Raw genomic sequence first — 26951 nt, 5'->3', positions numbered from 1 at the left:
CCGCGCGGGGCCGTCCGCCGCGGTCGGCCGTGCGCAACCGACCGTCCGGGGGCCCGATGAAGATCCTCATCTCCGCCGACATGGAAGGCGCCACCGGCGTCACCTGGCCCGGCGACGTCCTGCCCGGGGAACCGCAGTGGGAGCGCTGCCGGGCCCTGTTCACCTCCGACGTGAACGCCGCCGTCCTCGGCTTCTACGACGGCGGCGCCGACCGGGTCGTCGTCAACGAGGCCCACTCCACCATGCGCAACCTGCTGCTGGAGCGGCTCGACGCACGGGCCGAGATGATCACCGGCCGCCACAAGTCCCTCTCCATGGTCGAGGGCGTCCAGGACGGGGACGTCGACGGGATCGCCTTCATCGGCTACCACACGGGCGCCGGCGCCGAGGGCGTCCTCGCCCACACCTACCTCGCCAACTCCGTCACCGGGGTCTGGGTCAACGGGGTCCGCGCCAGCGAGGGGCTGCTCAACGCCCATGTCGTCGCCGAGTACGGAGTCCCGGTCGTCCTCGTCACCGGAGACGACCTGACCTGCGCCGACGCCGCCGGATACGCCCCGGACGCGGTGACCGTCGCGGTCAAGGACCACGTCTCGCGCTACGCCGCCCGCTGCCGCACCCCCGCCCGCACCGCCGCCGACATCCGGGCCGCCGCCCACAAGGCCACCGCCCTGGCCGTCCGCCGCCGCCCGCGCTCCGGCGGCCCGTTCACGGTCGACACGGAGTTCGACGCCGAACACCTGGCGATGGCCGCCACCTTGGTCCCCGGGGTCGAGCGCGCCGGGGAACGCAAGGTCACGTACACCAGTGCGACGATGTACGACGGAATCCGGACCTTCAAAGCAGTGACGACGGTCGTCCTGGCCGCCGTGGAGGAGCAGTATGGCTGAGATGCCCGCAGCGGACGTCATGACGCCGGTGGACGGCGCCGCCCTCGACGAGGCCGTCGAGTTCACCTCCGGCCTGATCCGGATCGACACCACCAACCGGGGCGGCGGCGACTGCCGGGAACGCCCGGCCGCCGAGTACGTCGCCGAGCGGCTCGCCGGGGCCGGGCTGGAGCCGGTCCTGCTGGAGCGGACCCCCGGCCGCACCAACGTGGTGGCCCGGATCGCGGGCACCGACCCCGGCGCCGAGGCCCTGCTCGTCCACGGCCACCTCGACGTGGTCCCCGCCGAGGCCGCCGACTGGAGCGTGCACCCCTTCTCCGGCGAGGTCCGCGACGGGGTCGTCTGGGGCCGGGGCGCGGTGGACATGAAGAACATGGACGCCATGGTCCTGGCCGTCGTCCGGGCCTGGGCGCGCACCGGGGCGAGGCCGCGCCGCGACATCGTGATCGCCTACACCGCCGACGAGGAGGACAGCGCCGCCGACGGCTCCGGCTTCCTCGCCGACCGGCACCCGCACCTCTTCGAGGGCTGTACGGAGGGGATCAGCGAGTCCGGGGCCTTCACCCTGCACACCGGCCCCGGCCGGGCCCTCTACCCGATCGCGGCCGGGGAACGCGGCACCGCCTGGCTGAAGCTGACCGCCCACGGCACCGCGGGCCACGGCTCCAAACCCAACCGGGCCAACGCCGTCAGCCGCCTCGCCGCCGCCGTGGCCCGCATCGGCGAGCACCGGTGGCCGGTCCGGCTCACCCGCACCGTCACCGCCTGCCTCACCGAACTCGCCGCCCTCCAGGGCCTCCAGACGGACCCGGCCGGCCCCCGCGCCGACCTCGACTCCCTCCTGCGCGCGCTCGGCCCCTCCGCCACCCTCGTCGAGGCCACCCTGCGCAACAGCGCCAACCCGACCATGTTCAGCGCCGGTTACAAGCTGAACGTCATCCCGGGCCAGGCCACCGCGTACGTGGACGGCCGGACGCTGCCCGGCGGCGAGGCCGAGTTCGCCGCCACCCTGGACGCACTCACCGGACCCGACGTCACCTGGGAGTTCCACCACCGCGAGAGGGCCCTGGAAGCCCCCGTGGACGGGCGGACGTTCGGGATTCTGCGGGATTCCGTCGAACGCTTCGACCCCGACGGGCACGTGGTGCCCTTCTGCATGGCCGGCGGCACCGACGCCAAACAGTTCTCCCGGCTCGGCATCACCGGCTACGGCTTCTCCCCGCTGAAACTGCCGCCCGGCTTCGACTACTGGTCCCTCTTCCACGGCGTGGACGAACGCGTCCCCGTCGACGCCCTGCACTTCGGCGTCCGCGTCCTCGACCACGCCCTGCGGACCCTGTGACGGCCGCGCCGGAAGGGCCCTACGGCAGCTGGCCCTCACCCGTCGACGCCTCCCTCGCCGCCGCCCTCGACGGGCACCCCGAATACGTGGGCACCGTCGGGGCCGAGGTGTGGTGGACCGAGCCGCGGCCCGAGGAAGGCGGCCGTCGCACCCTGGTCCGGCGCCCCGCGGACGGCCGCCCCCCGGCCACGGCCCTGCCCGCGCCCTGGGACGTGCGCAGCCGGTTCACCGAGTACGGCGCCCTGCCCTGGGCGGGCACCGGGCGGGCGGCGGACGGGCCCCTGCTGGTCTTCGTCCACTTCGCCGACCAACGCCTGTACGCGTACGCGCCGGACGCGCCCGGCAGCCCCGCCCCCCGGCCGCTCACCCCCGTCTCACGGGTGGGCGCCGGCCTGCGCTGGGCCGACCCGGTGGTGCGCGGCGAGGAGGTCTGGTGCGTGCTGGAGGAGTTCACCGGTCCGGGCCCGGCCGAGGTGCGCCGGGTCCTGGCGGCCGTACCGCTGGACGGGTCGGCCGCCGGGGACCGGGGCGCGGTGCGGGAACTGACGGACGACCGGCACCGCTTCACCACCGGGCCCCGGCTCTCCCCGGACGGGCGCCGCGCCGCCTGGCTGGTGTGGGACCACCCCCGGATGCCCTGGGACGGCACCGAGCTGAGACTCGCCGAGGTCACCGGGGACGGCGCCCTCACCGGGGCCCGCACCGTGCTGGGCGGCCCCGGGGAGTCCGTGGCCCAGGCCGACTGGACGCCCGGCGGGAGCCTCCTCGCGGTGAGCGACCGCAGCGGCTGGTGGAACCCGTACCGGGTGGACACCGAGCCCGGCGCGCACCCGGTGGCGGTCCCGCTCTGCCCCCGGGAGGAGGAGTTCGGCGGCCCGCTGTGGAAGCCCGGACTGCGCTGGCTGGCCCCCCTCCCCGGCGACACCTTCCCCGCCACCGGCTCCGGGGGAGGCGTCGTCGCCGTCCTGCACGGCCGGGGCGCCCAGGTGCTCGGCTTCCTGGACCCCGCCGGCGAGCTGGTGGACGCGGCCGGGCCGTGGACGGCCTGGCAGCCGACGCTGGCCGTGAGCGGCACCCGGGTCTACGGGGTCGCCGCCGGCCCGCGCAGCGCGTACGAGGTGGTGGAGGTCGACACGGCCACCGGCCACGCGCGCGCGATCGGCGCCGCCCGGCCCGACCCGGTGGACCCGGCCTACTACCCGCAGCCGCGCGTCCGCACCTTCCGCGGCCCCGGCGACCGGGAGATCCACGCCCAGATCTACCCGCCGCACCACCCCGTCCTGCGGGCCCCCGCCGGGGAACTGCCCCCGTACGTGGTGTGGGCGCACGGCGGCCCCACCGCGCACGTGCCGCCCGTACTCGACCTGCACATCGCCTACTTCACCTCACGCGGCATCGGCGTCGTCGAGGTCAACTACGGCGGCTCCACCGGCTACGGGCGCGCCTACCGGGAGCGGCTGCGCGAACAGTGGGGCGTGGCCGACGTGGAGGACTGCGCGGCCGTGGCGCGGGCCCTGGCCGCCGAGGGCACCGCCGACCCGCGGCGGCTCGCCGTCCGCGGCGGCAGCGCGGGCGGCTGGACGGCGGCGGCCTCCCTGGCCGCCACCGACCTCTACGCCTGCGCGGCGATCATCTACCCGGTCCTGGACCTGGTGGGGTTCGCCGAGGAGACCCACGACCTGGAGTCCCACTACGTGGACGGCCTGGCCGGACCGGGGCACACCCTGGCGCAGCGCTCCCGCGAACGCTCCCCGGTGGCCCGCGCCGACCTGATCACCGCCCCGTTCGTGCTGCTCCAGGGGCTGGACGACCGGGTCTGCCCGCCCGCGCAGGCACAGCGGTTCCTCGCCGCGATCCGGGGCCGCCCGGTCCCGCACGCGTACGTGGCCTTCGAGGGCGAGGGCCACGGCTTCCGGCGGGCACCGACCATGGTCCGCGCCCTGGAGGCGGAACTGTCCCTGTACTCCCAGGTGTTCGGCTTCACCCGCGACGACATCCCGAACCTGCCCCTGCAACCCTGACCTGGGCCCGGACGCCGCACGCGTGCGCGAGAGCCGCGCACCGCACCACCCGTGGCAGGCCCCGCCCGACACCGGCGGGGCGTACGAGGCCCGGCCGGCCCCGCTGATCGCGGGGGAGGCGCGGGCCGGGTTCCTCGTCCGCGAACGGGCCACCGGCGCCGCCGTCGGCATCGACAACATCGTGCGCGGCGCCTTCCGTTGCGGCTCCCTCGCCCACGCCGCCGGGCGCGGGCCCCCGGCGGGCGGGGTTCTCCCCGGACCTCCTCCACGTCGGCGGGGCCCGGCGCGACCACGAACGCCGGGCCCTGACCGCCGAAACCGCTGGCCCCGCACGGCAACCTCACCCAGGATGAGGGGCATGCGTACCCTCGTACTCCTCGACGCCCCGTCCAACCTGGGCCTGCGCCCACCCGCCCCCGGCACCGTGCCGGGGGTGTACAAGCTGGCCGGAGCCCTGCGCGAACAGGGGCTGCTGACCCGGCTCGGCGCGCGCGAGGGCGGCGTCGTGGTCCCGCCGCGCTACGACCGGGGCGACTGGAAGGAGGGCGACGGGGTCTTCCACGCCGAGGCCCTCGCCGCCTACACCGTCACCCTCGCCGACCGGATCGAACGGCACCTGCGGGCCGGGGAGTTCCCCGTCGTCCTCGGCGGCGACTGCTCGATCCAGCTCGGCGCCTCCCTGGCCATGCGCCGCGTCGGCCGGTACGGACTCGCCGCGATCGACGGCTCCGCCGACTTCCGCCACGCCGGGAACGAGGCCGTGAACGGGCCGGTGGGAGCCGCCGCCGGGGAGGAACTCGCCCTGGGCACCGGGCGCGGCCAGGCCGTCCTCGCCGACCTGGAGGGGCTCTCGCCCTACCTGCGGGACGAGGACGTACGGCTCTTCGGGCTCCGGGACGAGGACCCCGACCTCCCGGAGCTGCGCGCCGCCGGGATCTCCGCCGCCACCGTGGGGGAGATCCGCGAGTACGGCGCCGGACCGGTGGCGCGGGCGGCCCTGGAAGGGCTCCACCCGCCGGACACCGCCGGGTTCTGGGTGCACCTGGACGCCGATGTGCTGGACCCGTCCGTGATGCCCGCCGTGGACAGCCCCGACCCCGGCGGCCTGATCCCCGACGAACTCGCCGAACTGCTCGGGGTGCTGGTGCGCTCCCCGCGCTGCGTCGGGCTCAACGTCACGATCTACGACCCCGACCTGGACCCGGACGGGCGCGGCGCGGCGCTCCTCGCCGACCTCGTCGCCGGTTCCTTCACCTGACATCTGACACTTGACACCTGCCACCGGGTCCGGGAAGCGGCCGGGCGCGGGGCTTCGCGCAATCCTGACCGGTGGTGATCGGCGGAACCCCTGTGCGGCGGCTGCCGGGGGGGCACGGACCGGACGAGCGCCCGCGCGCCGGGCTGCCGCGCCGCCGCTCGGGCCGGGCCCGCTCCGGCCGGGGTGAGGGAGGCGGGGCCGGGCGGCCCCGGTCAGGGGGCGTCGCGCGCGGGCGGCTCCGGCTCCGGCCGTTGCACGCGGCACAGGATCTCGCCGTTCAGCACCGAGAACCAGGCGTCGGGCGCGGCGCCCCAGGTGTGCCAGGCAGCGGCGACGGCCGCCAGCTCGCCGGGGGTGGCGTGCCCGCCCCGGACGGCGATGTCCGCGTAGGCGGAGGCCGTCGTCCGGTCCGCCCACAGCCGTGACCACCAGGCGGTCTCCGCCTCGGTGGCGTAGCACCAGGCCGTCGCCGAGGAGGTCACCTCCGCCGCCGTGAAGCCCGCCGCGCGCGCCCACGCCCGCAGCCGGCGGCCCGCGTCCGGTTCACCGCCGTTGGCGCGGGCGACCCGGCGGTACAGGCCCAGCCACTCCTCCAGACCCGGCACCCGCGGGTACCAGGCCATCGCCGCGTAGTCCGCGTCCCGCGCGGCCACGATCCCGCCCGGCCGGCACACCCGCCGCATCTCGCGCAGCGCCTGGACCGGGTCGCCGACGTGCTGGAGCACCTGGTGGGCGTGGACCACGTCGAAGGAGCCGTCCGGGAAGTCCAGCGCGTGGACGTCCGCGACGGCGAACTCCACCCCGCTCAGGCCGCGCCCCGCCACGTACTCCCGGGCCTGGCCGAGGACGTCCCGCGACGCGTCGACCGCGGTCACCCGGCCGCCCGGCGCCACCAGCTCCGCCAGGTCCGCGGTGATCGTGCCCGGCCCGCAGCCGACGTCCAGGACCGACAGGCCCGGCCGCAGCGCGCCGCTCAGATAGGCGGCCGAGTTCGCGGCGGTGCGCCAGCGGTGCGAGCGCAGGACCGATTCGTGGTGCCCGTGCGTGTAGACGGCCGTCTCTCTCATGACCCGACTCCCTCGTCGTCTCGTCTTCCGTCGTCCTCGTCTGTTCCCGTCGGCGCTCCGGGCGCCGGGTGCCGCGCGCCTCACGGTAGAGGAAGGTTCGACAGGTGAGACCAGCATTCCGACAAGTGGACACGTGCCTTTCCGCCGAAGGGCGCCGGGTGAGGGCGGTGGCAGGGCGCGGCGAGGGCGAGGAGAGTGGGCCGGGGGGCCGGTCACCTGGTACGGGACGGTGAGAGCCATGCCGGACACCCCGCTCGGAGCGCACGCCGAGGCGCTGCGGCTCTTCGGCGAACGCGTACGGGCCGTCGGCGCCGACCAGTGGCGGGCGCCGACCCCGTGCACGCTGTGGAACGTACGGCAGCTGGTCGGCCACGTCACCGCCGAGCAGCTCTGGGTGGAGCCGCTGGTCACCGACGGCCGCAGCGCCGGGGAACTCGGCGACGCCTTCTCCGGCGACGTGCTGGGCGAGGACCCGGCCGGGGCCTGGGACCGGGCCTCGGCCGCCGCGCACACCGCCCTCGCCGCGCCCGGCGCCCTGGAGCGGACGGTCGGGCTCTCGTACGGGCCCGTGCCCGGGTCGGAGTACTGCGCGCAACTGACCGTCGACTGCGCCGTGCACGCCTGGGACCTCTCCCGCGCCATCGGCGCCGACGAGCGGCTGCCGGACGACCTGGTCGCGTTCTGCGCCCGCGAGGTCGCGCCGCACGCGGCCGAGCTGGCGGCGAGCGGCATGTTCGCCCCGCCGCTCCAGGCGCCGCCGGGCGCGAGCGCGCAGACCCGGCTGCTCGCGCTGATGGGGAGGCTCGACTGAGACCGCGGGCGCCGCGGGGTCCTCGGGCCGTGGGCCCCGGTGGAGCGGGACGACGACAGGCATACCCCGGCAAACAATCGTATAAAGGGCAGGGCAGGGCTGGCCCTAGGCCGAACTGGCGGACCGGCGGACCCGGCGGGACACGGAAGCGGGACGGAACCGGACGGAACCGGACGAGCCAGGAAGGCGGGACACGGTGGCGGGGACGCAGCGCACGGCGGCGGAAGGCCGTGGTCCGGTCCGGTACGGCCCGCCCGGACCCCAGCCGGGCCTGCCCGTCCCGCCCGAACTCGCCGCCGTCCTCACCTCGGCGGCGGACGCCGCCACCCCCGAACCGCCGGGCGGCGGCGAGCCCGTGCGCGAGGCCGCGTGCCGGTACTGGGGGCGGCGCGGGCTGGCCACCGCCCCGGAGAACGTGGCCGCCGGGCCCGGCGCCCCGGCGCTGCTGCTCGCGCTGCTCGGCGCGTACGGGGGCGACGTGATGCTGCCCCGGCCGTGCCCCGCCTGGTGGACTCCGCAGGTCCGGCTGCTGGGACGGCGGGCCTACCACGTGCCGACCCCGGCGGCGTGCGGCGGCGTGCCCGACCCGTACGCCCTGCTGGAGACCGTACGACGGGTGCGCGCCGAGGGCGGGGACCCGCGCGTGCTGCTGCTCTCGGTCGCCGACGACCCGACCGCCACCGTGGCGCCGCCCGAGACGCTGCGCGAGGCGTGCGAGGCCGCCGCCTCGGCCGGGCTCTTCGTCGTCAGCGACGAGAGCTGGCGCGACACCGTGCACCGGCCACGCGACACCCCGGTCCTCAGCCCCGCCGAGATGCTCCCCGACCGGGCCGCCGTCCTGGTCGACCTCTCCGGAGCCCTGCTGCCCGCCGCCTGGCCCGCCGCCGTGCTCCGCTTCCCCGGCACCCCGCGCGGCACCTGGCTGCGCGCCCGCGCCCTCGACGTCCTCACCGCCACCGGGGCCCTGACCGCCGGACCCGTCGCCACCGCCGCCGCGTACGCGCTGGACGAGCCCGAAGCCGTCGCCGGACGGGCCAGGGCCTCGGCCGCCCTGCACGGCACGGTGGCCGCCGCCGCCCACCGGGAACTGCTGGCCGCCGGGGCACTGGCCCGGCCCCCGCAGGCCGGCCGGCACCTCTACGCCGACCTGACCCCGCTCCGCGCCGGACTGGCCCGGCACGGGGTCGGCGACGCGATGGAGCTGGAGGACTGGCTCGGCGGCAGACTCGGCGCCCCCGCCCCCGGCGGGCAGCGGTTCGCGGACGAGCTGGGCGCGCTGCGGGTGCGGTTGTCGACCGGACCGCTGCTCGGGGCGACCCCGGAGGAACGGCTCGCCGCGCTCACCGCGCGCGACCCGCTCGCCCTCCCGCACGTACGCCGCTCCCTGGACCTCCTCGGATCGGTCCTGGCCGCGCTGGCCTGACCCCCCGGCCGCCGGACCGGCCCCCACCGCCCCGCCACTCCACCGCCCCGCCCGAAGCAGCCGCCCCCGACGCCCGACCCGCGGTGAACGGAGACTTCTCGATGAGGGACCAGACGGACGCCCCCGCCGCCGCGGGGCCCGCCCGCCCCGCCGCCGCCCCGCGCCCGGCGGTCCGCCCGGCCCCGCCCGCGCGCCCCGCCGCCCCGCGCCCGATCGGTGAGCTCCGCCTCTGGCCCCGCTCCTTCGCGGACCGGCTGACCACCCCGCTGCCCGGCCTGCGCGCCTTCACCCGGCTCGCCCGCGAGGGCGCCTTCCGGCCCGGCCCCGAGGGGCTGCGCGGCATCCCCGACCTGCCGTACGCGCCCGCCCCGCTGCCCGCCGTCGCCCCCGGCACGGTCTGCGTCACCTGGGCCGGACACGCCAGCTGGGTGCTGCGGACCGGCGGGCTGACCGTCCTGACCGACCCCGTCTGGTCCCGGCGCATCCTCGGCACCCCGGCCCGGATGACACCCGTCGGGGTGGGCTGGGCGCACCTGCCGCCGGTGGACGCCGTGGTGATCAGCCACAACCACTACGACCACCTCGACGCCCCCACCCTCAAGCGGCTGCCCCGGCACACGGCCCTCTTCGTCCCGGCCGGCCTGGCCCGCTGGTGCCGCCGCCGGGGCTTCACCCGCGTCACCGAGCTGGACTGGTGGGAATCGGCCGAACTGGACGGCGTGCGCTTCGACTTCGTCCCGGCCCACCACTGGTCGAAACGGTCCCTGACCGACACCTGCCGGACCCTGTGGGGCGGCTGGGTCCTCACCGACACCCGCAGCCCCGCCCCGAGGAAGGTCTACTTCGCGGGCGACACCGGCTACGGCCACTGGTTCGGCGAGATCGGCCGCCACCACCCCGGCATCGACCTCGCCCTCCTGCCGGTCGGCGCCTACGCCCCGCGCTGGTGGCTCGGCGACGTCCACACCGACCCGGAGGAGGCCGTCCGGGCCTGCCTGGACCTCGGCGCCCGCCGGATGGCCCCCATGCACTGGGCCACCTTCGTCCTCTCCGCCGAACCGGTCATGGAACCCCTCCACCGGGCCCGCGCGGCCTGGTCCCGGGCGGGACTGCCCCGCGAGGACCTCTGGGACCTCCCGATCGGCGCCTCCCGCACCCTGTGAGACACCCGGCGGGTCCCCGCGAGGGCCCCGCCGCGCCCGGTCAGTGCCGGAGCCGCCGCCACAGGGCCGGGGCCCCGCTGATCAGGAGCGTCAGGGCGACCGCCAGGGCCACGCCCTTCCACGGCTCCGAGAAGAGGGAGCCGCCCACGATGCCGATCAGCCCGTACGTCGCCGCCCAGGCGAGACAGGCCGGCCCGTCGCCCCGGGCGAAGCGGCGCAGCGGGAGCCGCGCCAGCAGACAGGCCAGCATCACCGGAATCCGGCCCGCCGGAACCAGCCGGGAGACCACCAGGACCTGCGTCCCGTGCGCGTCCAGCTTGCCCTGCGCCCGCTCCAGCCGCTCGGGCGTGACCCGGCCGCGCAGCGCCTCCAGCCACCGCGACCCGCCCCGCGAACGCACCCCGCGCTGCCCCAGCCAGTACAGGGCCAGGTCCCCGGCGAACGCGGCCGCCGCCGCCACCCCGAAGACCAGCAGCACCCCCCAGGGCAGTGACCGCTGATGGAAGGCCACCACGGCCGCCGAACTCACCAGCGCCCCCGTCGGGATCACCGGCATCAGCGCGCCCAGCACCACCAGGACGAACAGCGCCGGGTAGCCCACCGCCTGCTGGGCCGTCTCCGGCACCGCCCGTCCGGCCGCCGCCGTCACCTCGTACCAGGTCACGGCAGCCGCACCCGTTCGCCGTGCGCGGGCACCCGTACCGTCACCTTCGGCGCGAGCCGCCCCGCCCACCGCGCGAACTCCCCGCCCGGCGCGTGGAACTCGTGCGGGCGCACCGCGTCCATCCCGACCGGCCAGTACGTCCCGTAGTGGACCGGCACCGCCGCGGCCGGTGCCAGCGCGGCCAGCGCCCGCGCCGCCCGCCCCGCGTCCAGGTGCCCCCGGCCCAGGTACGGCCCCCAGCCGCCCACCGGCAGCAGCGCCACGTCCACCGGCCCGACCTCCTCGGCCATCGTGTCGAAGAGCCCGGTGTCCCCGGCGAAATAGGTCCGGGCCGCGCCCTCGACCACGTACCCGAGCGCCGGCGCGCGCACCGGCCCGAACGGCAGCCGCCGCCCGTCGTGGAGCGCGCTGACCGCCCGTACCCGTACGCCGCCTCGGACGTGGACCTCGTCGCCCGGCGCGACCTCCGTCACCACCAGCGCGCCCGCCCCGGCGGTCCGGTCGAGGCCGGGTACGGCGCGGCGCGCCCCGCGCGGCACCAGCAGCCGGGTTCCGGGCGCCAGCAGCGCCAGCGACGGCAGGTGCAGGTGGTCGGCGTGCAGATGGGAGACCAGTACCGCGTCCGCCACGGCGGCCTCCGGCGGGGGCACCGCCCCGCGCCGCCGCCGCAGGTGCGCGAGGCGCCGTGCGAAGAGCGGATCGGTCAGCAGCCGGACCCCGGAATCCTCGACCGTGCACGTGGCATGCCCCCACCAGGTGACCTCCACCGGCATCCGGCCTCCCTCCTTCGACACCCCGGACCCTGCGGCCTCTGACCCTCCGAGCGTAGTGCCGCGCCCCGGAAGGTTCACCGGCCCGCGCCTGCCGGACCGCGGGCCCGCCCCCCTCTCCTGCACGGCGGCGGACCGGAGTAGGGTCGGGCCGCATGGATGAGCTGCGCGTGGCCGTGATCTCCAGTCTGGCCCCGCTGGAGGACCTCGACGCCGACCCCTTCGCCGTGGACACCCGGGGCCAGCACGCCGTGTGCGCCCGCTGGGCCGCCGACCGGGGGTACGTCGTGACCCGGCAACTGCTCTTCTACGGGCTGCGCTTCGACCACTGCGGACTCTGGGCCGACATCGACGCCGGACAGGCCGACCTGTTCGTCGCCGCCAGCCCGCACGTCCTGGCGCGGGCGCTGCGCTCGGTCGAGGAGTTCACCGCCGAGTGCGAACGGCGCGGCGTACGGCTGGAGACCGCCGGGCACGACGAGCCGCGCTACACCTCGGCGATGAAGGCCGAGGTCCACCGGAGGCTGTCCATGCCGACCGCGGGCTACGACGGCACCTGACCCGGACCAGGGTGCCCGCACCCGGACGTACACCCGTGATACGTACACCCGCGTACGTACACCCGCGTACGTACACGTGTGCGCCATCCGGCCGCTCCGGCTCCGCTGTGCGAGCCTGGGACGGGACGGGGGTCCGCGGGCGGGGCGCGGGCCGAGGCGGTGAGGCGGGTACGGAGTGTCGCGAGGACGGTGGCGGGCCACGGGCGGCGCCCTGATGCGGGTGACCGTGGTGTGGGTGGTGTCCACGCTCACGATGCTCGTCCTGGCCGGCATCCTGCCGGACTTCGAACTCCGCTCCGGGGACGGTGACTCCCTCACCCAGATCGGGCTGACCGCCGCCTGGGGAGCCGGGGCCTTCGGCCTGCTGAGCGCCCTGGTCTGGCCCGTGCTGGTCCGGGCCCTGCTGCTGGTGCCCGCGCTGGTCCTGGGGCTGCTGGTCTTCTTCCTCAACGGTTCGCTGCTGCTGATCGCGCTCAGTCTGATCCCGTCCGGGCGCGGCCAGGTGGCCCCCGAGACCGCGGTGGTGGTGGCCGCGGTGATGTCCGCCGTGGCCTCCGCGACCTCCACCGCCCTCGCGGTGCGCGACGACGAGGCCTACCGGCGCCGCCTCTACCGGCTCGCCGACCGCCGCCGCCGCCGGCAGCCCCGTACCGGCGCCCCCGGAGCCGGCGCCTCCCCGCCCGGCCTGGTCCTCCTCCAGCTCGACGGGGTCGGGTACGAGGAGCTGCGCCACGCGGCGGGCCGCGGCCTGATGCCGACCGTGGCCGGCTGGCTGGACCGCAGCCACCGGGTCATGCCCTGGCGCACGGACTGGTCCAGCCAGACCGGCGCCAGCCAGCTCGGCATCCTGCACGGCTCCACCTTCGACGTGCCGGCCTTCCGCTGGTACGAGAAGGAGACCGGTGACGTGATGGTCTGCAACCGGCCCCGCAGCGCCGCCGAACTCCAGCGGCGCGCCGCCCTGCGCACCGGGAACGCCGGACTGCTCGCCCGGGACGGTGCCAGCCGCGGCAACCTCTTCAGCGGCGGCGCGGACCAGCTGGCGCTGGTCCTCTCGGTCTCGGCCCGGCGGGACCGGGGCAACCGCTCCCGCGCGGGCTACTTCGCGTACTTCTCCGACCCCGCCAACGCCGTCCGCACGGCCCTGTCCTTCGCCGCCGAGGTGGGCCGGGAGATCGGCCAGTCGGTACGGGCCCGGACGCGCGGGGACCGGCCGCGGGTGGCGCGGGGCGGGCTGTACCCGCTGATCCGGGCCTTCGCGACGGTGATCGAGCGGGACGTGGTGGTGGCCGCGGTCCTCGGCGACATGCTCGCGGGCCGCTCCGCCGTCTACGCCGACCTGGTCGCCTACGACGAGGTCGCCCACCACTCGGGCCCGCGCGGCCGGGACACCGACCAGATCCTGACCCGCCTGGACCGGAGCCTGGCACTGCTCGCCCGGGTCGCCGAGCACGCCCCCCGGGAGTACCGGATCGTGCTGCTCTCGGACCACGGCCAGAGCCCGGGGGAGACCTTCCTCGGCCGGTACGGGCTGACCTTGAAGGACCTGGTCCGCGCGGGCTGCGGGCTGCCGGTCCCGCGCCGGGCCGACGGCACGCGCAGCGGGGCCGAGGCGCGCGCGGCGGTCCGGGCGGCGCTGCACCGGCCGGTCGAGGAGACGGGCGAGGAGGCCCACCCGGAGCCCGGCCCCGACCCGGTGGTGCTGGCCTCCGGCAACCTCGGGCTGATCTCCTTCCCGGACCTCCCCGGGCGGGCTTCGCGGGAACGGATCGAGCGCGCGCACCCCGCGCTGCTGGCGACCCTGGCCAACCACCCGGGCGTGGGGTTCCTGCTGGTGGACGGGGTGGTGCTGGGCGCGGACGGGGCCCGCGCGCGGCTGGACGTCCCGGGCGAGGCGGAGGCGCTGCTGGCGCCCTTCGGGCCGGGCGCGGCCGAGGCCGTGCGCCGGACCGACTCCTTCCCGCACGTGGCCGACATCATGGTGAACTCGGCGTACGACCCCGCGACGGGCGAGGTGCACGCGTTCGAGGAGCAGATCGGCTCGCACGGCGGCCTGGGCGGGGAACAGGGCCACCCGTTCCTGATGTGGCCGACGGACCTGTCGTCCCCCCTCCCGGAACCCGCCCCGGGCACGGCGCCGGACCCGGGCCCCGGCGCGGAGCTGGTCGGCGCGGAGGCGGTCCACACCGTCCTGCGCCGCTGGCTGACCGAGCCGAACACCCCCCGCCCCGCCCCCACGGCCCCCGGTAGTGGCACCACCCCCGGCTGAACTCCCCGCCCCCGTTCCCCGGGCCGGTCCGAGCGGTGCGGCGGGGGTCCCGGTGGACCCGGGGCGGGCGGGTCTTCACGGGTGGGTGGTGCCGATCTTTCGTCCGCGGGTGGGGGCGGGCGCAGGATCTTGCCGTCATGAGGTGGCGAACAGGACGATATGCGGCGATTTGGAGCGGCTTCCGCGCCTGGTCGAGCATATGGGGCGTCCGGCACCAATCGGATGATCAGCACCATCGAGAGGCACCACCCCGCCATGCTCACGAGGCGCAACCGAACGCCCGAAACCATAGCTGACCAGGGAACTTCCAAGCCCTACACGTTTCGGATGTCCCTGCCCGTCGCCACCTGCCTCGTCATGGGCAACATCATCGGCGGCGGGATCTTCCTCCTCCCGGCCTCGGTGGCCCCCTTCGGCACCATCAGCCTCGTCGCCTTCGCCGTGCTGACCCTCGGCGCGATCGCCCTCGCCCTCGTCTTCGGCCGCCTCGCCGAACGGCACCCGCAGACCGGCGGACCGTACGTCTACGCCCGCGCCGCCTTCGGCGACTTCGCCGGCTTCCTCGCCGCCTACAGCTACTGGATCACCACCTGGGTCTCCAACGCGGCCCTCGCGGTGGCCTCCGTCGGCTACCTCGTCGTGCTCTTCCCGGCCGTGGGCGAGCACACCTGGTCGATGTGTCTGGCCGCCCTCACCGTGCAGTGGCTCCCGGCCCTCGCCAACCTGGCCGGCACCCGGTACGTGGGCGCCGTCCAACTGGTCTCCACCGTGCTGAAGTTCGCCCCGCTGCTGCTCGTGGCCGTGGGCGGGCTCTTCTTCTTCGACCCGGCCAACCTCGGCCCCTTCCGGGCCACCGACCAGAGCGCGGTCGGCGCGGTCTCCGCCGCCGCGGCGATCCTGCTCTTCAGCTACCTGGGCGTCGAGTCCGCCGCCGTCAGCGCGGGCGAGGTCCGCGACCCGGCCCGCAACGTCGGCCGGGCCACGATCCTGGGCACGGCCGGGGCGGCCACCGTCTACCTGCTGGGCACCCTCTCCGTCTTCGGCCTGGTCGCCCACGACACGCTGGTCACCTCCCAGGCCCCCTTCAGCGACGCGGTCAACGCGATGTTCGGCGGGAGCTGGGGCGGCACCCTGGTCGCCTGCGCGGCCGTGATCTCGATGACCGGCGCCCTCAACGGCTGGACCCTGCTCAGCGCGCAGACCCCGTACGCCGCCGCCAAGGACGGCCTCTTCCCGAAGGTCTTCGGGACGAAGAGGCGGGGCGTCCCGGTGGTGGGCGTGGGCGTCACGGTCGTCCTGGCCTCGGCGCTGACCGTCTACAACTACACGGCCGCCGCCGCGGGCGTCTTCGAGACCCTGGTCCTGGTCACCACCTTCACGGCGACCGTCCCCTACCTGCTCTCCACCGCCGCGCAGATCTACTTCCTCGTCTCCGGCCAGGGCGAGCGCGTCCGGCGGGGCCGCCTGGTCCGGGACGCCTGCGTCGCCTGCCTGGCCTTCGGCTTCTCGATGTGGCTGGTGGCGGGCTCCGGCTACGCCGCCGTCCACCAGGGCGTGCTGTTCCTCTTCGCGGGCATCCTCGTCCACGCGGTGATGGCCGCCCGGCGGAAGCGCGCCGACGCCTGAGCCGCGTCACCGCCTGAGCCGGAAACGGACCGGGGCCCCGGAGGAAGATCCTCCGGGGCCCCGGTCCGTGGTGCGGGCCCGCTCAGTCCAGGTAGTCGCGCAGCACCTGGGAGCGCGACGGGTGGCGCAGCTTCGACATGGTCTTGGACTCGATCTGACGGATGCGCTCACGGGTGACCCCGTACACACGGCCGATCTCGTCCAGGGTCTTCGGCTGGCCGTCGTTGAGGCCGTACCGCATGGAGACCACGCCCGCCTCACGCTCGGAGAGCGTGCCCAGGATCGACTGCAGCTGCTCCTGGAGGAAGGTGAAGGAGACCGCGTCGGCCGGGACCACGGCCTCGGAGTCCTCGATGAGGTCACCGAACTCGCTGTCGCCCTCCTCACCCAGCGGGGTGTGCAGGGAGATCGGCTCACGGCCGTACTTCTGGACCTCGATGACCTTCTCGGGGGTCATGTCGAGTTCCTTGCCCAGCTCCTCCGGGGTGGGCTCGCGGCCCAGGTCCTGGAGCATCTGGCGCTGCACACGGGCGAGCTTGTTGATGATCTCGACCATGTGCACGGGGATGCGGATGGTGCGCGACTGGTCGGCCATGGCGCGCGTGATCGCCTGCCTGATCCACCAGGTCGCGTACGTGGAGAACTTGAAGCCCTTGGTGTAGTCGAACTTCTCCACGGCGCGGATCAGACCGACGTTGCCCTCCTGGATCAGGTCCAGGAAGAGCATGCCGCGGCCCGTGTACCGCTTGGCGAGGGAGACCACGAGGCGGAGGTTGGCCTCCAGCAGGTGGTTCTTGGCGCGGCGGCCGTCCTCGACGAGGATCTCCAGCTCACGCTTGAAGGCGGGCTTGTGGTCCTCCTCCTCTTCGAGCTTGTACTCGGAGAACAGGCCCGCCTCGATGCGCTTGGCGAGCTCCACCTCCTGCTCGGCGTTGAGGAGCGGCACCTTGCCGATCAGCTTGAGGTAGTCCTTGACCGGGTCGGCGGTGGCACCGGCCACCATGACCGTCTGCGCCGGGGCGTCGTCCTCGTCGTCGTCGGACAGGACGAAACCCTGGGTGCCGCCGGTCTTGGGGGTCTCCTCCTCGGCGTCGTCGGCGATGTCCTCGGCCGCCCAGTCCTCGCCCTCGGCTGCCGGGCTCTCGCCCTCGTCGGCGTCCTTGGCCCCGGCCTTCTTCGCCGTGGCGGTCTTCTTCACGGCGGTCTTCTTCACGGCGGTCTTCTTGACCGCGCGCTTCTTGGGCGCGGTGGCGTCCGCCGGGTCCTCGGACACGGCGCCCGGTTCTCCCGATATCGCCGCCGCGGCGGCGACGGGGGTGGCCGCGGTCTTGCGCGCGCCGATGGGGCGCGGCGCGGCGGCCGCCTTCTTGGTCACGGTACGTGCCGGGGCCGCTGCCGCCTTGCGGGGCTTCTTGGCGGCAGCCTTGGTCGCGGGGGCCGCGCTGACGTGGAGGGCGACACCCTCCTCGTCCAGAACCTGGTTCAGGCTGCGCAGGACCCGCTTCCACTGGTCCACCGGGATGCGGCCGGCCTCGAAGGCCTGGCGCACGTCGTCACCGTTGATGTGACCCTGCTCGCGGCCACGCTCCACGAGCGCGACAAGGGCCTCGGATTCGGCGATCTCCGGAGGGAACGTACGGGACGGGCTGAGCGACACAAGGAGCCTCTCGTTGCGGACAGTAAGGGGTGGGCGGGACATCATCGCGCGGACTCGGGAAACAGACCCGAGGGGGGTCTGTATTCCGGGGCCGCGCGAGGACACCTGTCGGTTCATCGCATGCCCGAGTCGATTCGTTACGCGCTGAATTGAGTGACCTGCGCCACGCTGTGTCCGCGCAACCGATCCGGCGTGGCCGCGTCCGCCTTTTCGATCAGCCTTTTTTACGGGCCTCGATGAGGAAACGAGCCGTGTGCGCGACGAACGGACCCTCGCGTCCGATCTGTTCGTGGAGCTCGCGCAACCGGTCCCGGTACCGACCGACGGTGAAGCCGGGAACCATCCAGATCACCTTCCGGAGAAAGTAGATCACGGCTCCGATGTCGTGGAACTCCGTCCGCAGCCGCTCCGAGCGCAGATCGACGACGTCGAGCCCGGCCTTCGTGGCGTCGGCCACCGCGTCGCCGGGGTGCCGGCCGCGCCGGACCTCCTCGGGCTGCGGGCCGAGGAAGTACTCGACCAGCTCGAAGACGCTCGCCGGACCGACCTGCTGGGAGAGGTAGGTGCCGCCCGGCGCCAGCACCCGCGCGATCTCGTCCCACCAGATCGTCACCGGGTGCCGGCTGGTCACCAGCGCGAAGGCCCCGTCACCGAAGGGCAGCGGCGGCTCGTCCGTGTCCGCGACCACGACCGCCCCGAGCGGGTGCAGCAGCCGGGTCGCCCTGGCGATGTTCGGCGGCCAGGACTCCGTGGCCGCCGTCAGCCGGGGCAGGGGCCCGGCCCCGGCGAGGACCTCGCCGCCGCCGGTCTGGACGTCCAGGACGGAGTCCACCCGCGCGAGCCGCTCGGCGAGCAGCCGCTGGTAGCCCCAGGAGGGGCGCTCCTCGGTGGCACGGCCGTCGAGCCAGGAGAAGTCCCAGCCGTCCACCGACACCGTCTCGGCCTCGGCGACGAGGTGGTCAAAAGTGCGCGTCATGCCCCGATCCTCCCAGCCGGTGACCGGCTCCTCCACCCGGTACGCCCCGGCCGGCCGCACGGCACGTCGACTAGACTGCGCGGCGGGCCGTGACTGGCGTTCGGGTGGATCACCACCGGGGAGCGGCCCGGCGTGCTTCCCGTACGCCGATTGCCGCGCGCCTGGGCGAACCGCGATCCGCAGCGACGTTCAGGAGACCCCCGTGACGACCGCCCAGACTGCCTCCGACACCCCGACCGCCTCCGAGGCCACCGCCTCCGACGCCCGCACCGCCCGGCTCATGGACGGCACCGCGCTCGCCCGCCGCGTCTCGGAGCGGACCGCCGCCCTCGCGGCGGAGCTCACCGCGCGCACCGGCACGGCGCCCTGTCTCGCGACCGTCCTGGTCGGCGAGGACCCCGCCTCCGTCACCTACGTCCGGATGAAGCAGAACCGCTGCGCCAAGGCCGGGATCACCTCCCGCCACGTGGAGCTGCCCGCCACGACCACCACCGGGGAACTGGTGGCGGTCCTCACCGCGCTCTCCGAGGACCCCGAGGTCAGCGGCATCCTCCTCCAGCACCCCGTCCCGCACCACATCGACGAGCGCGCCGCCTTTGAAGCCATCGCCCCCGGCAAGGACGTCGACGGGGTCACCATGCACTCCTTCGCCGCCATGGGCTTCGGCCTGCCGGGCTTCGTCTCCTGCACCCCCGGCGGGATCATGCGCCTGCTCGCCGCTCACGACGTGGACCTGACCGGCAAGCACGCCGTGGTCGTCGGCCGCAGCGCGATCCTGGGCAAGCCCGTCGGGATGCTGCTGCTGGAGCAGAACGCCACCGTCACCTACTGCCACTCCCGCACCCGTGACCTGTCCGCGATCGTGCGCCAGGCGGACGTGCTGGTCGCCGCCGTCGGCAAGGCCGAGTTCATCCGGGGCGAGGACATCAAGCCGGGCGCGGTGGTGCTGGACGCCGGGTACAACGTGGGCAACGTCGGGGACGTCCACTTCCCCTCGGCCGCGGCCCGCGCCTCGCTGATCACCCCGGTGCCGGGCGGGGTCGGCCCGATGACCATCGCCGTGCTGCTGGAGCAGACCGTCCAGGCCGCCGCCGCCCAGGCCGGCCTGGCGCTCGCGGACCTCTGACCCGCCCCGCCGCCGGGCCCCGGTCCCGCCCCGCGACGGGCACCCGGCCCGGCCCGGTGGGCCTCAGGGCCCCCGCCGGTCCCGGCCGGCGCCGCCCCTCACACCCACCGGGCCGCCCCCCGCGCCGGGCCGCCCGTCACCGGGCCCGGCCGACGGGGTCCCGGCCCTGGTCCAGCCCGGCGACGGCCCGCTCGGCGGCGCTCAGCGGCGGCCCCGTCAGGGCGCCCCGCTCCGAGGCGCGCACGACGTCCCAGACCACGGAGGGGCGCAGCCAGTGCGCGGGCGTCCTGCTCATCGTGAGGACCTCGAAGAGGGCGGCGGTGAGTTTCTCCCGGGTGGTGGCCCCGGTCATCAGCCGGCTCACGTACCCGTTGAGCAGCCCGGAGCCCGCCCGGGGCGTCATGCCGGTGGCGCCGGGATAGAGGATGTCCTGCGAGGTGGCGAGCTCCCAGGCGGTGCCCACCTGCGGGGCCAGCGCCCGCTGCGCCTCGCGGCTGAAGCCGGGCCCGGCGAGCCCCCGGGCGCGGAGCAGGGAACGCACGGCCAGCATCCCCTGCGCGGCGACCGTCATGCCCTGCCCGTAGAGCGGGTTGAAGGTGGCCACCGAGTCGCCGACGGCGAAGAAGCCGTCCGGCAGGACGGCCTTCTCGAAGTAGACCCGGCGGTTGGCGGTGCCCTGGGTGACGGCGACGTCCGTGAGGGGCTTCCTGCCGTCGAGGAGTTCGCCCACGATCGGGTCCCGGACGCTCTTGGCGAACGGGACGAACGCGTCCGGGTCGCCGGTCGGCTGGCCGCCCCGGGTCCCGGAGAGCGTGGCCTGCCACAGGCCGTTCTCGATGGGCACGATCGTGGCCGTCCGGCCGGGGACGGGCACCCGGGGGTCGGACTGCACGTTGACGATCGGGAAGCCCATCGCGTGCGCTCCGGCGGGCGCCTCGAAGATCCGCGTCGCGTAGACCAGGCCGGAGTCGACCCGGGCCTCCCGGACGCCGCTCACCCCGAGTTCCTGGAGCCAGGCGCGGGCGCGCGAGCCGCGCCCGCTCGCGTCGACCACCAGGTCGGCGGCGACCACGCGGCCCTCCTCGTCCGGGGTGTCGACCCGTACGCCGGTCACCTGGGACGCCGTGCCCTGAAGCCCCCGGACCCGGCCGCGCTGGAGGGTGGAGACGCCCGGCAGGGCCGTCACCCGGGCGCGGACCACCGAGTCGAGGAGATCACGGCTGCAGGAGATGTTGAACTGCTTCTCCGTACAGCGCGGAATCCAGCCCTGGGCGGCCTTGGTGACGAGGTCGGTGGGCAGGCTGCGGCGGAGCGCGCCCGCGGCCTGCCACTCCCCGACGATGCCCGGGAGGATCTCCTCGACGGCACGTGCCCCGCCGGACCACAGGATGTGGACGTGGCGGGCCTGCGGGAGCCCGCGCCGGGGCGCCGGGCCCTCCGGCAGGGTGTCCGCATCGATGATCGTGACCGTCGCCACGTGCTCGGCGAGGACGGCGGCGGCCAGCAGGCCGGCCATGCTGGCGCCGATGACGACGGCGTGGTGGGGCGGGCGGGAAGGGGTCATCGTCGTGTCGTGCTCTCTGTCAGGGCCGTGCGCGGGGCATCGGCGTGAAAGGGGCGTCGGCGAGCGGCGCCGGCCCGGTGCGGTCTCCGGAGGGCTCCGGCGCCGCCGCCGGTCCGGCCCGGGTGCACGGCCCGGGGCCACGGCGGCCGTCGGGCACGGTCACCGGGTGGTGCCCGGCGCCCGTCCGGGGTGCGGGGCGGATGCGCGGGGCGGCCCGGGGGAGCGTCCTCGGAGCCCCGTCCGCCCGGCCGCGCGCCGGACGGACGACGTCACGTCGAAGACGTTCCCCGCGGGGAACGGTTCCCGGCGGGGCGGCGGCGGGCAGCCCCTCAGGACCGTGCCGGGGCGCGGCCCGAAGGACGCGGCCGGGCTCTTTGCCGGACCCTCCCGGCCTGTGGCCCCGGGGCGGCCCCCGGGAGCCGGTCCGGACGCTCCGCCGGGGCGAGGAACCCGGCCGCGGCGAGGTCGGGTCGGGGGGCGGCTCGCACCTGGGGTTCTCCGTAGGTCGACAGGACGTTCGAGCGGTCTGGGCTGCGTGGAAGCGTAGCCCGCCGCTCCGCGCCGGAACAGGGGACCCCGGATGTTTTCGAGCATCGCGCGTCAAGAGGGCGTGCACGGCCGTACCGGGGCCCGCCCGCCGTGACCGTCCGGGCCGGGCCGGAGGCGGGGGAGGACACCCGTGCCGGGCGCGCGCGCCCGGCACGCACCGGCGGGCGCTGTGGGAACCTTTGACTCCACCTCACGGGGAGAAGGAGCCTGCCGATGCCGAGCGAGCCGCTGTCGCAGAAGGAGATCGAGGACCGGTTGCGGGACCTCCCGGGCTGGGCCTTCGCGGAGGACCGCATCCTGCGCACGTACCGGCTGGGCGGCCACTTCGCGGCGAGCGCGTTCGTCGCCCACATCGCCGTCGTCCAGCAGGAGCTGAACCACCACTCGGACCTCACCCTCGGCTACGACACCGTCCGGCTGACGGCCAACTCCCACGACGCGGGAGGTGTCGTGACGGAGGCCGACTTCGCGCTCGCCGAACGGGTCGAGTCCCTCGCCCCCGCCCACGGCGCGAACTGACCCCGGCACCGGCACCGGCACCTCATGGCCCCGTCCCCCGGCTACGGGTCCGCGCGCGTCCGGTGTCCCCACGGGCGGCGGCCGGGGCCGCCCGCCGCGCGGCGTCGTACGAGGGGCGACGACCGGCCCCTCCCGCGCCGTGTTCCCGCCGCTCGCCCCACCGGCCCGGCCCGCTCCGGAACCCGTCCGGGACCCGCCGGACCCCGTTCGCCGCCGGTCCGGTCACCGCTCGTAGAGGGAGGCGATCTCCCGCGCGTAGGCCCGTTCGATCGCCCGGCGCCGGGGCTCCGCCCCGGGCGTCAGCAGGCCCCGCTCCTGGGTGAACTGCCCGTCCAGCACCCGGAAGGCACGGATCGACTCCGCCTGCGAGACCAGGGTGTTCGCGGCCACCACCGCCCGGCGGATCTCCGCCCGTAGCTCCGGGTCGTGCGCCAGCTCCGCCGCCCGTCCGGGTCGCGGCCGGCCGCGCATCGACCGCCAGTGCGCGACCGCCTCCATGTCCAGGGTGACCAGCGCCGCGATGTAGGGCCGGTCGTCGCCCACCAGCACGCAGTGCGACACCAGCGGATGCGAACGCACCCGTTCCTCCAGGGCGGCCGGCGCGACGCTCTTGCCGTTGGAGGTCACCAGGATCTCCTTCTTGCGGCCGGTGATGGTGAGGTAGCCGTCCTCGTCCAGCCGCCCCAGGTCCCCGGTCGCCAGCCAGCCGCCGCGCAGCACCTCCCGCGTGGCGCCGGGGTCGTTGAGGTACCCGGCGAAGACGTGCCGCCCGTACAGCCAGACCTCCCCGTCGTCCGCGATGTGCACCGTGCTGCCCGGGATCGGCCGGCCCACCGTGCCGTACTTCGTCGCGCCCGGCGGGTTGGCGGTGGCCGCCGCGCACGACTCGGTCAGCCCGTACCCCTCGAACACAGTGATCCCGGCGCCGTCGAAGAAGAGCCCGAGCCGCCGCGGCATCGCCGACCCGCCCGACATGGCGTGCCGCACCCGCCCGCCCAGCGCCTCGCGGACCTTGCCGTAGACCAGCTTCTCGAAGAGCCGGTGCTCCACCCGCAGCGCGGCCGAGGGGCCGGGCCCGCGGCCGAAGACCTTGTGCTCGCGCGCCTCGGCGTACCGCACGGCCGTCTCCACCGCCCGGTCGAAGGGCCCCGTCCGCCCCTCCGCCTCCGCCGTGCGGCGGGCCGTCGCGAAGACCTTCTCGAAGACGTACGGGACCCCCAGCACGAAGGTCGGCCGGAACGCGGCCAGGTCCGGCAGCAGTTCGGCCGCCGCCAGGACCGGCTGGTGGCCGAGCTTCACCCGCGACCGTACGGCCGCCACCTCCACCATCCGGCCGAAGACGTGCGCCAGCGGCAGGAAGAGCAGCGTGGACGGCTGCTCGCCCGGCCCGGCCCGGAAGGCGGACTCCCAGCGGCCCACCAGGGTGTCGGCCTCGTACATGAAGTTGGCGTGGGTCAGGACACAGCCCTTGGGCCGGCCGGTGGTCCCGGAGGTGTAGATGACGGTGGCCACGGCGTCGGGCGTCACGGCCTCCCGGTGCCGGTGCACGGCCTCCTCGGCGACCGAGTGCCCGTCGGCGACGAGTCCGTCCACGGCCCCCGCGTCGAGCTGCCACAGCCGCCGCAGCAGCGGGAGGTCCTCGACGACGGAACCGACGGTCATGGCCTGGTCCTCGTCCTCCACCACACAGGCGGTGCACGCGGAGTCGGAGAGGATCCACCGCACCTGGTCGGCGGAGGAGGTCGGGTAGACGGGGACGGGCTGGGCGCCGATCGCCCACAGCGCGAAGTCGAAGAGGGTCCACTCGTACCGGGTACGGGACATGACGGCGACCCGGTCCCCGAACCCCACCCCGTGCGACAGCAGCCCCTTGGCGAGCGCGAGCACCTCGGCGGCCAGCTCCCCGGAGGTGACGTCCCGCCACACCCCGCCGGTCTTGCGGCCGAGGACCACCCGTCCCGGTTCCTGGCGGGCGTGGCGGAAGACTGCGTCGGCCAGTCCGCCGACGGGCGCGCCCGTGACGACCGGCGGGACGGTGATCTCGCGCAAGCCCCGCTCCTCTCCGCGCGGCGCGGCGACGCCACCCCGCGCCTCCAGGCAGTGGATCAGTCGGCGGACCCCGCCACAAGACCCCCCGCCGAAGGCCCGGCCCGGCCGGGTGCGGCCCCGGCCGCCGCCGGGTCAGGCGGTGCGGCTGAGCCGGTCCGCGCCCGAGAGGACGGCCGCGGCCAGCGCCTCGGCGGCCGGGGAGACCCGCGCCCCGCGCAGCAGCGCGAACTCCACCGGCCCCAGCTCGGGCAGGCCCGCGATCCGGACCAGCCCCGGCGGGACCAGCCCGCGGGTGTGGGCCATCACGCCCAGCCCGGCCCGCGCCGCCGCGACCAGCCCGCTCAGGCTGCCGCTGCTGCACGCGATCCGCCAGGCCCGCCCGTCCCGTTCCAGCACCTCCAGGGCGCGCGCCCGGGTGATGCCCGGCGGCGGGAAGAGGATGAGCGGAACCGGGCGGTCCGGGTCCAGCCGCAGCCCCTCCGCCCCGATCCACACCATCCGGTCCCGCCACACCAGCCGGCCCCGCTCGTCGCCCGCCCCCCGCCGCTTGGCCAGCACCAGATCGAGCCGCCCCGCGTCCAGCCGCTCGTGCAGCGTCCCCGACAGCTCCACCGACAGCTCCAGGTCCACCTCGGGATGCTCGTGCCGGAACCCCTCCAGGATCTCCGGCAGCCGCGTCAGCACGAAGTCCTCCGACACCCCGAACCGCAGCCGCCCGCGCAGCCGCGTCCCGGCGAAGAACGCCACCGCCCGCTCGTGCGCCGCCAGGATCGTCCGCGCGAAACCCAGCAGCGCCTCACCGTCCTCCGTCAGCTCCACCCGGTGGGTGTCCCGGACGAACAACGGCCGGCCCGTCGCCTCCTCCAGCCGCCGCACGTGCTGGCTGACCGTGGACTGCCCCACGCAGAGCCGCCCCGCGGCCTGCGTGAAACTGAGCGTCTGGGCCACGGTGAGGAAGGTCCGCAACTGGACGGGGTCGTACATTGCGCCCATGGTAGTGCGGAGCCATCACGGAACGGAATGACAGTGAGTGCGGTGCACGGGTTTCCCGATGACCGCCCCACCCCCCACGATGGGAGGCCCCCGACCCGAGACCGAGTGAGTCCGCCATGCGACGCCCGCACCTCCCCGCCCGGCTGCCCCTGGACCCGTACGTCCTGGCCCTGCTCGCCACGGTCGGCCTCGCCGCCCTGCTCCCCGCCCGGGGCACGGCCGCCACCGCCGCGGGCGGCGTCGCCACCGCAGCCGTCGCCCTCCTCTTCTTCCTCTACGGCGCCCGCCTCTCCACCCGCGAGAGCCTCGACGGCCTGCGCCACTGGCGGCTCCATCTCACCGTGCTCGTCTGCACCTTCCTCCTCTTCCCCCTCCTCGGTCTCGCCGCCCACGGCCTGGTCCCCGCCCTCCTCACCCCCCAGCTCCACACCGGCCTGCTCTTCCTCTGCCTGGTCCCCTCGACCGTCCAGTCCTCCATCACCTTCACCTCGATCGCCCGCGGCAACGTCCCCGCCGCCGTCTGCGCCGGCTCCTTCTCCAGCCTCGCCGGAATCCTCCTCACCCCCCTCCTCGCCGCCGCCCTCCTCGGCGTCGCGGGCGGCTTCTCGTTCGACTCCGTCCTGCGGATCGCCCTCCAACTCCTCCTGCCCTTCCTCCTCGGCCAGCTCCTGCGCCCCTGGGTCGGCGCCTTCCTGACCCGCAACAAGAAGGTCATCGGGCTGGTCGACCGCGGCTCGATCCTGCTCGTCGTCTACGCCGCCTTCAGCGCGGGCATGGCCGCCGGGATCTGGCACCAGGTGAGCGTCCCGCGCCTCGCCGCCCTGCTGGCGGTGGAAGCCGTGCTCCTCACCCTGATGCTCCTGGTCACCTGGTACGGGGCCGGGCGCCTCGGGTTCGGCCGCGCGGACCGCGTCGCCGTCCAGCTCGCGGGGTCGCAGAAGAGCCTGGCCGCCGGACTCCCCATGGCCAGCGTGCTGTTCGGGGACCAGGCGGGCCTCGCCGTGCTGCCGCTGATGCTCTTCCACCAGATGCAGCTGATGGTCTGCGCGGTCCTGGCCCGCCGCCGGGCCGCCGACCCCGAGGCCCGGGCCGCCGACGAGGCCGGTGACCTCGTCCAACTCCCCGCCGCACATGTGGCGGAGGTCTCCCGCACGGCCCGACACCCCGCCCCGCAGGGCGGGTAGCGTGCGGCGGTGACCTGGATACGTCCGACCGCCGCCCACGCCGCACGCCCCTGCACCCTGGTCGTCTGCCGGGGCTGCTGCTGCGGCGACCCCCGCAAGAACCCCGGCTCCGACCACGCCGGCCAGCTCGCCCGGCTGCGCGAGGCCGCCGCCGCCTCCGGGGGCCGCCTGGCCGTCCGTACCAGCGACTGCCTCGGCCCGTGCGCGCAGGCCAACGTCATCGTGGTCCAGCCCACCACCGAGGCCCGCCGCCGTGGCGCCCGCGCGGCCTGGTTCGGCCGGGCCCTGGACGACACCGCGACCGACGGGATCATCGCCTGGGCCGGGTCCGGCGGCCCCGGCGTCACCCCGCTCCCGCCCACCCTGGACCTCCACCGCATCGACCCCCCGGCCCCGGCCGGGCAGCCCCCGTCCCGCCGGACCCGCCGCCGGGGCGGGCCCTGAGCCGTAGATGCCCGGGCTGGAGGGCC

Annotated in this window: 22 protein-coding genes, 1 pseudogene and 1 riboswitch; of the genes and pseudogenes, 15 read left to right on the top strand and 8 right to left on the bottom strand. The window is 75.6% G+C overall.

The genetic code is table 11. The annotated features are described in order from the left end of the window. Positions 1 to 56 precede the first annotated feature (56 nt). The 4 genes from ACIA5F_RS16250 to ACIA5F_RS16235 all read left to right on the top strand — a co-directional run bounded on the left by ACIA5F_RS16250 (position 57) and on the right by ACIA5F_RS16235 (position 5511). Positions 57 to 890 (top strand): M55 family metallopeptidase, encoded by an 834-nt coding sequence (locus ACIA5F_RS16250; protein ID WP_399353293.1) that lies wholly within the window; start codon positions 57 to 59, stop codon positions 888 to 890. Continuing rightward, positions 883 to 2232, top strand: coding sequence for a M20/M25/M40 family metallo-hydrolase (locus ACIA5F_RS16245; RefSeq protein WP_399353291.1), 1350 nt, complete (start codon positions 883 to 885; stop codon positions 2230 to 2232). The genes ACIA5F_RS16250 and ACIA5F_RS16245 overlap by 8 nt, the downstream gene beginning before the upstream one ends. Continuing rightward, positions 2229 to 4253: a prolyl oligopeptidase family serine peptidase gene (locus ACIA5F_RS16240; protein ID WP_399353290.1), complete on the top strand. Its 2025-nt coding sequence runs from the start codon at positions 2229 to 2231 to the stop codon at positions 4251 to 4253. The genes ACIA5F_RS16245 and ACIA5F_RS16240 overlap by 4 nt, the downstream gene beginning before the upstream one ends. Before the next feature lie 358 nt (positions 4254 to 4611). Continuing rightward, on the top strand, positions 4612 to 5511 hold the full coding sequence (locus ACIA5F_RS16235; RefSeq protein WP_399353288.1) for an arginase family protein: 900 nt from the start codon (positions 4612 to 4614) through the stop codon (positions 5509 to 5511). A 212-nt stretch (positions 5512 to 5723) separates the two neighbouring features. Here ACIA5F_RS16235 and ACIA5F_RS16230 read toward each other — a convergent pair whose 3' ends face one another. After that, positions 5724 to 6578 carry a class I SAM-dependent methyltransferase gene (locus tag ACIA5F_RS16230; protein ID WP_399353286.1) on the bottom strand — a complete coding sequence of 285 codons (855 nt, stop codon included), beginning with the start codon at positions 6576 to 6578 and terminating at the stop codon, positions 5724 to 5726. Positions 6579 to 6816: 238 nt separating this feature from the next. On the opposite strand from ACIA5F_RS16230, the gene ACIA5F_RS16225 reads away from it, so the two are divergent. The 3 genes from ACIA5F_RS16225 to ACIA5F_RS16215 all read left to right on the top strand — a co-directional run bounded on the left by ACIA5F_RS16225 (position 6817) and on the right by ACIA5F_RS16215 (position 9975). Next, positions 6817 to 7389, top strand: coding sequence for a TIGR03086 family metal-binding protein (locus tag ACIA5F_RS16225; protein WP_399353284.1), 573 nt, complete (start codon positions 6817 to 6819; stop codon positions 7387 to 7389). Between the two features lie 196 nt (positions 7390 to 7585). Then, positions 7586 to 8812 (top strand): aminotransferase class I/II-fold pyridoxal phosphate-dependent enzyme, encoded by a 1227-nt coding sequence (locus tag ACIA5F_RS16220; protein WP_399353282.1) that lies wholly within the window; start codon positions 7586 to 7588, stop codon positions 8810 to 8812. A 101-nt stretch (positions 8813 to 8913) separates the two neighbouring features. After that, a complete protein-coding gene (locus ACIA5F_RS16215) occupies positions 8914 to 9975 on the top strand; it encodes an MBL fold metallo-hydrolase (RefSeq protein ID WP_399353279.1) in 1062 nt (353 codons plus the stop codon). A gap of 40 nt (positions 9976 to 10015) precedes the next feature. Here ACIA5F_RS16215 and ACIA5F_RS16210 read toward each other — a convergent pair whose 3' ends face one another. Both ACIA5F_RS16210 and ACIA5F_RS16205 read right to left on the bottom strand, forming a co-directional pair. Next, positions 10016 to 10576, bottom strand: a complete 561-nt coding sequence (locus ACIA5F_RS16210) for a DedA family protein (RefSeq protein ID WP_399353400.1) — start codon at positions 10574 to 10576, stop codon at positions 10016 to 10018. A 59-nt stretch (positions 10577 to 10635) separates the two neighbouring features. After that, a complete protein-coding gene (locus ACIA5F_RS16205) occupies positions 10636 to 11412 on the bottom strand; it encodes an MBL fold metallo-hydrolase (RefSeq protein WP_399353277.1) in 777 nt (258 codons plus the stop codon). 152 nt (positions 11413 to 11564) lie between these two features. Here ACIA5F_RS16205 and ACIA5F_RS16200 point away from each other — a divergent pair, with 152 nt between their 5' ends. The 4 genes and pseudogenes from ACIA5F_RS16200 (at position 11565) to ACIA5F_RS16185 (ending at position 15864) form a co-directional block, all read left to right on the top strand. Continuing rightward, positions 11565 to 11969: a hypothetical protein gene (locus ACIA5F_RS16200; protein ID WP_399353276.1), complete on the top strand. Its 405-nt coding sequence runs from the start codon at positions 11565 to 11567 to the stop codon at positions 11967 to 11969. A gap of 214 nt (positions 11970 to 12183) precedes the next feature. After that, positions 12184 to 12462: pseudogene (locus ACIA5F_RS16195) on the top strand (phage holin family protein); the annotation flags it as partial. A gap of 45 nt (positions 12463 to 12507) precedes the next feature. After that, positions 12508 to 14238 (top strand): alkaline phosphatase family protein, encoded by a 1731-nt coding sequence (locus ACIA5F_RS16190; protein ID WP_399353398.1) that lies wholly within the window; start codon positions 12508 to 12510, stop codon positions 14236 to 14238. Between the two features lie 327 nt (positions 14239 to 14565). After that, entirely contained in the window at positions 14566 to 15864 is a 1299-nt protein-coding gene (locus tag ACIA5F_RS16185; protein ID WP_399353274.1) for an amino acid permease, read from the top strand. A gap of 82 nt (positions 15865 to 15946) precedes the next feature. Here the strand turns inward: ACIA5F_RS16185 and ACIA5F_RS16180 are convergent, their stop codons facing one another. Then, positions 15947 to 17521, bottom strand: a complete 1575-nt coding sequence (locus tag ACIA5F_RS16180; protein ID WP_399353272.1) for an RNA polymerase sigma factor — start codon at positions 17519 to 17521, stop codon at positions 15947 to 15949. Positions 17522 to 17735: 214 nt separating this feature from the next. Beyond that, positions 17736 to 18497, bottom strand: coding sequence for a class I SAM-dependent methyltransferase (locus tag ACIA5F_RS16175; RefSeq protein WP_399353270.1), 762 nt, complete (start codon positions 18495 to 18497; stop codon positions 17736 to 17738). Between the two features lie 79 nt (positions 18498 to 18576). Further along, positions 18577 to 18671, top strand: a riboswitch (ZMP/ZTP riboswitch). Between the two features lie 106 nt (positions 18672 to 18777). On the opposite strand from ACIA5F_RS16175, the gene ACIA5F_RS16170 reads away from it, so the two are divergent. Next, positions 18778 to 19623 carry a bifunctional 5,10-methylenetetrahydrofolate dehydrogenase/5,10-methenyltetrahydrofolate cyclohydrolase gene (locus ACIA5F_RS16170; RefSeq protein WP_399353396.1) on the top strand — a complete coding sequence of 282 codons (846 nt, stop codon included), beginning with the start codon at positions 18778 to 18780 and terminating at the stop codon, positions 19621 to 19623. A gap of 136 nt (positions 19624 to 19759) precedes the next feature. On the opposite strand, the gene ACIA5F_RS16165 is transcribed toward ACIA5F_RS16170, so the two are convergent. Further along, positions 19760 to 21187, bottom strand: a complete 1428-nt coding sequence (locus tag ACIA5F_RS16165; protein ID WP_399353268.1) for an NAD(P)/FAD-dependent oxidoreductase — start codon at positions 21185 to 21187, stop codon at positions 19760 to 19762. A gap of 762 nt (positions 21188 to 21949) precedes the next feature. Between ACIA5F_RS16165 and ACIA5F_RS16160 the strand changes: the two genes are divergently transcribed. Beyond that, positions 21950 to 22255, top strand: a complete 306-nt coding sequence (locus ACIA5F_RS16160; protein WP_399353266.1) for a 4a-hydroxytetrahydrobiopterin dehydratase — start codon at positions 21950 to 21952, stop codon at positions 22253 to 22255. Between the two features lie 222 nt (positions 22256 to 22477). On the opposite strand, the gene ACIA5F_RS16155 is transcribed toward ACIA5F_RS16160, so the two are convergent. Beyond that, positions 22478 to 24304: an AMP-dependent synthetase/ligase gene (locus ACIA5F_RS16155; RefSeq protein WP_399353264.1), complete on the bottom strand. Its 1827-nt coding sequence runs from the start codon at positions 24302 to 24304 to the stop codon at positions 22478 to 22480. Between the two features lie 132 nt (positions 24305 to 24436). Next, the gene (locus ACIA5F_RS16150) at positions 24437 to 25288 is read right to left on the bottom strand and encodes a LysR substrate-binding domain-containing protein (protein WP_399353262.1); all 852 of its coding nucleotides are present in this window, start codon (positions 25286 to 25288) and stop codon (positions 24437 to 24439) included. 125 nt (positions 25289 to 25413) lie between these two features. On the opposite strand from ACIA5F_RS16150, the gene ACIA5F_RS16145 reads away from it, so the two are divergent. Beyond that, positions 25414 to 26481, top strand: coding sequence for a bile acid:sodium symporter family protein (locus tag ACIA5F_RS16145; protein WP_399353260.1), 1068 nt, complete (start codon positions 25414 to 25416; stop codon positions 26479 to 26481). A gap of 9 nt (positions 26482 to 26490) precedes the next feature. Then, positions 26491 to 26925 (top strand): (2Fe-2S) ferredoxin domain-containing protein, encoded by a 435-nt coding sequence (locus tag ACIA5F_RS16140; RefSeq protein WP_399353258.1) that lies wholly within the window; start codon positions 26491 to 26493, stop codon positions 26923 to 26925. Positions 26926 to 26951: the final 26 nt, after the last annotated feature.

Origin of the sequence: Streptomyces sp. NPDC051567, assembly GCF_044454165.1 — a bacterium.
Lineage (GTDB): Bacteria > Actinomycetota > Actinomycetes > Streptomycetales > Streptomycetaceae > Streptomyces.
The sequence above is the reverse complement of the archived record's forward strand: the minus strand, read 5'-3'. Positions and strand labels throughout refer to the sequence as shown.

Excerpts from the sequence above, each read along its gene's own strand:
- ACIA5F_RS16250 (WP_399353293.1), top strand. The coding sequence starts at position 57 with ATGAAGATCCTCATCTCCGCCGACATGGAAGGCGCCACCGGCGTCACC.
- ACIA5F_RS16245 (WP_399353291.1), top strand. The coding sequence starts at position 883 with ATGGCTGAGATGCCCGCAGCGGACGTCATGACGCCGGTGGACGGCGCC.
- ACIA5F_RS16235 (WP_399353288.1), top strand. The coding sequence starts at position 4,612 with ATGCGTACCCTCGTACTCCTCGACGCCCCGTCCAACCTGGGCCTGCGC.
- ACIA5F_RS16230 (WP_399353286.1), bottom strand. The coding sequence starts at position 6,578 with ATGAGAGAGACGGCCGTCTACACGCACGGGCACCACGAATCGGTCCTG.
- ACIA5F_RS16225 (WP_399353284.1), top strand. The coding sequence starts at position 6,817 with ATGCCGGACACCCCGCTCGGAGCGCACGCCGAGGCGCTGCGGCTCTTC.
- ACIA5F_RS16215 (WP_399353279.1), top strand. The coding sequence starts at position 8,914 with ATGAGGGACCAGACGGACGCCCCCGCCGCCGCGGGGCCCGCCCGCCCC.
- ACIA5F_RS16205 (WP_399353277.1), bottom strand. The coding sequence starts at position 11,412 with ATGCCGGTGGAGGTCACCTGGTGGGGGCATGCCACGTGCACGGTCGAG.
- ACIA5F_RS16200 (WP_399353276.1), top strand. The coding sequence starts at position 11,565 with ATGGATGAGCTGCGCGTGGCCGTGATCTCCAGTCTGGCCCCGCTGGAG.
- ACIA5F_RS16190 (WP_399353398.1), top strand. The coding sequence starts at position 12,508 with ATGTCCGCCGTGGCCTCCGCGACCTCCACCGCCCTCGCGGTGCGCGAC.
- ACIA5F_RS16185 (WP_399353274.1), top strand. The coding sequence starts at position 14,566 with ATGTCCCTGCCCGTCGCCACCTGCCTCGTCATGGGCAACATCATCGGC.
- ACIA5F_RS16175 (WP_399353270.1), bottom strand. The coding sequence starts at position 18,497 with ATGACGCGCACTTTTGACCACCTCGTCGCCGAGGCCGAGACGGTGTCG.
- ACIA5F_RS16170 (WP_399353396.1), top strand. The coding sequence starts at position 18,778 with ATGGACGGCACCGCGCTCGCCCGCCGCGTCTCGGAGCGGACCGCCGCC.
- ACIA5F_RS16165 (WP_399353268.1), bottom strand. The coding sequence starts at position 21,187 with ATGACCCCTTCCCGCCCGCCCCACCACGCCGTCGTCATCGGCGCCAGC.
- ACIA5F_RS16160 (WP_399353266.1), top strand. The coding sequence starts at position 21,950 with ATGCCGAGCGAGCCGCTGTCGCAGAAGGAGATCGAGGACCGGTTGCGG.
- ACIA5F_RS16150 (WP_399353262.1), bottom strand. The coding sequence starts at position 25,288 with ATGTACGACCCCGTCCAGTTGCGGACCTTCCTCACCGTGGCCCAGACG.
- ACIA5F_RS16145 (WP_399353260.1), top strand. The coding sequence starts at position 25,414 with ATGCGACGCCCGCACCTCCCCGCCCGGCTGCCCCTGGACCCGTACGTC.